We start from the raw sequence: 2,733 nt of genomic DNA on the forward strand, positions 1-2,733 counted from the left end.
TTGTCCCCCGGGTCCGGCCGCCGCCCGGCCGGCCGGGACGGGCGGCGAAGGGGGCGAGGGGAGGGAGAGGAACGGAGAGTAAGGGAGAGAGGCGGAGGGCCGAGGGGAAGGAAGGTGCCCGGGCAGCAGCGCGGGGAACACCGGCGCGCAGGTCGCAGGCGTGACAATCACGCCCGCTTAAATCGCGCATGCGCGGGGCGAGAGGCCGGGGGCCGCCACGGGCCGGCAGAGGCGTGCGGCCGGCCGCGGCTGCGGCCGGTCTCGCGGAAAACGCGGGCCGCTCCCGGCCCGCAGGTGTCGTCAGGCGGCGCGGGAGGCGGGGGCCGGCAGGCTTGCCGGGCTGCCGGCGACCGATGCGGTGGTGGCCTGGGCATCCACGCGGGCCCGCAGGCGCTCCGCCTCGGCTTTCCAGAACGCGGCCTCACGGGTTTCGCGGCGGGCGGCGCGGCGCGCGGCGAAGGTGCGCAGGCCGGCAAACAGGCCGCCTGCGATGACGCCCAGCGCCAGAGCGGCAAACACGATCCAGTAAAGCGGCACGGTCAGCACCACGGCCGGGGCGGCGGGCTCGAACGGATCGAGCGAGAACATCACCGTCTGCCGGTTGGCCACCGCCAGCGCCACCAGCAGCACGGCGACGACGACCAGGATCAGAGCCTTGATGATGCGCATTGCAATCTCCCTGCGCCCGGCACGCGGGCCTGCGGCCGGGCAGCGGCCCGGCCGGCACTGGCGATGATCTCGATGATCTCCGCGGGGTGCGCGCACACGCGGCCCCGCAGCCGGCCGTGCGGGCCTTATTCGGCGTCATCCTCGTCGTCGGCGCCGTCGTTGAGGCGCAGGCGCATCTCCTTGCCGGTCTTGAAGAACGGCACGAACTTCTCGTCCACGTCGACCTGCTCGCCGGTGCGCGGATTGCGGCCGAGACGGGCCGGCCGGTTCTTGACCGAAAAGGCACCGAAGCCACGCAGTTCCACGCGGTCGCCGCGGGCGAGCGCCCCGACGATCTCGTCAAGGATGGCGTTGACGATGTTCTCGACATCCCTCTGGTAGAGATGCGGATTCTTATCGGCGATCAGCTGAACGAGTTCGGATTTAATCATCGCACCGAGGCCCCCTGGCCCCCATCCTCAGTTCCACGCGGGTCAACCTGCCAAACGGACGGAAGTCCGTCAACGCGCCCGCCGGCCGCGCCGGCCGGCATCTGTGCGGTCGGGCTGCCGGAAAGGCCGAGCCGGGCCCCCAGCGCCTCTGCCATGGCGGTTCCCGCACCCTCGCCTGCGGCCGAGAACAGCCGCGTCAGCGTCGAAGGCTTGCGCACCTCCCACGACCGCACCGGCAGGTGCGGTGCGATGCCGCGGCTCTTTTCCAGCCACCCGATGGCTTCTTCCTCGCCGCCCAGCGCGTCCACCAGCTTCAGTTCAAGGGCCTGATGGCCGGTCATGATCCGCCCGTTCGCCGCCGCTCTGGCGGCTTCCGGCGAAAGCTGGCGGCGTTCGGCGACGAGGCCGGTGAACCACACATAGGTATCGTCCACCACGCTCTGCAGCATGGCGCGGGCCTCCGGACTTGCCGGCGCCCACGGCATCGGCGCCGCCTTGAGCGGCGAGCTCTTCACGGCGTCGACATTGACGCCCAGCGTTTCCAGCAGTCTGGCGGCATCGCCATACTGGAACAGCACGCCGATGGAGCCGGTGATGGAGGTGCGCCGCGCCACCACATGATCGGCGGCGATGGCCACCATGTAGCCGGCCGAGGCGCCGAGGGTGCCGATGGTGGCCACCACCGGCTTTTTCGCCGCCAGACGGCGCAGACCGTCATAGAGCGCCTCGCCGCCGGCCGTGGTGCCGCCGGGGCTGTCGATCGCCACGATCACGGCCTTTACCGTCGGATCGTCGGCCATGTCGGAGAGAAGCTCAAGCCGGTCGCGATCCTCGGCGATGACGCCGCTGACCGCGATGCGGGCAATCTGATCGCGCCGGGCAAGGCCGGTGGCCGAAACCGCGGCGCCGGCAACGGCCAGCGCGGCGACGGCGATGGCGGCAACGCGCCAGCGCGTCAGCGCCCGCCGCAGGCGGCGGCGCTCGACGATGGCATCGGCGGCCCCGAAGGGCGGCGGAGCGGCAGGGCCGTTATCAGTCGGCATGGGCCTGAGGCAATCCCTGTCTGATCCTGCGCACGGGCGCTGCCCGGCCCGGGGGCCGGTCACGCCATGGCTTCCGGCATCAAACATCGCCCACAGGGGAAAGCAAGGCAAAAAGCGAAAAAAGCGCTGCGCGTTCCGTCGCTTCGGCGCGCGCTCCCGGCCCCGGAAAAGCGAAAAGCCCGCCGTGTGGCGGGCTTTCCATTGCGGTCATCTGAAGGGCCGCGCGGCGGCTTGTGCGCCCCGCGGCCGCAGGCTTTCAGCCTCAGACGTTGTCGTCCTGACGGGCGCGCAGGGCGGCGCCCAGGATGTCGCCCAGCGAGGCGCCGGAGTCGGACGAACCGAACTGCGCCACGGCTTCCTTCTCCTCGGCGATTTCCAGCGCCTTGATGGAGACCTGCACCTTGCGGGCGCGGCGATCGAACTGGAGGATGCGGGCATCCACCTTCTCGCCGGTGGCAAAGCGCTCGGGGCGCTGGTCGGCGCGGTCGCGGGCCAGATCCGAACGGCGGATGAAGGCGGTCAGGTCGGTGCCGACCAGCTTCACCTCGATGCCGCCTTCCTTCACCTCGGTCACTTCGCAGGTGACGATG

Annotated in this window: 4 protein-coding genes; all 4 read right to left on the reverse strand. The window is 71.1% G+C overall.

What is annotated here, in order from left to right:
* Positions 1–300: 300 nt before the first annotated feature.
* Positions 301–669, reverse strand: coding sequence for a lipopolysaccharide assembly protein LapA domain-containing protein (locus tag V7067_RS15605; RefSeq protein WP_334176825.1), 369 nt, complete (start codon positions 667–669; stop codon positions 301–303).
* A gap of 125 nt (positions 670–794) precedes the next feature.
* Complete coding sequence (locus tag V7067_RS15610) at positions 795–1,100, reverse strand: integration host factor subunit beta (RefSeq protein ID WP_334176826.1); 306 nt, start codon at positions 1,098–1,100, stop codon at positions 795–797.
* Positions 1,097–2,143 (reverse strand): signal peptide peptidase SppA, encoded by a 1,047-nt coding sequence (sppA, locus tag V7067_RS15615; RefSeq protein WP_334176827.1) that lies wholly within the window; start codon positions 2,141–2,143, stop codon positions 1,097–1,099. The genes V7067_RS15610 and sppA overlap by 4 nt, the downstream gene beginning before the upstream one ends.
* 262 nt (positions 2,144–2,405) lie before the next feature.
* A partial coding sequence (locus tag V7067_RS15620) for a S1 RNA-binding domain-containing protein (protein WP_334176828.1) occupies positions 2,406–2,733 on the reverse strand: 328 nt, incomplete at its 5' end.

The organism is Pseudoxanthobacter sp. (assembly GCF_036822375.1).
In the GTDB taxonomy this organism is placed as follows: domain Bacteria; phylum Pseudomonadota; class Alphaproteobacteria; order Rhizobiales; family Segnochrobactraceae; genus Pseudoxanthobacter.

Bases quoted from the DNA above. Each gene is read 5' to 3' on its own strand.
- sppA (WP_334176827.1), bottom strand. From the start codon at position 2,143: ATGCCGACTGATAACGGCCCTGCCGCTCCGCCGCCCTTCGGGGCCGCC.
- V7067_RS15610 (WP_334176826.1), bottom strand. From the start codon at position 1,100: ATGATTAAATCCGAACTCGTTCAGCTGATCGCCGATAAGAATCCGCAT.
- V7067_RS15605 (WP_334176825.1), bottom strand. From the start codon at position 669: ATGCGCATCATCAAGGCTCTGATCCTGGTCGTCGTCGCCGTGCTGCTG.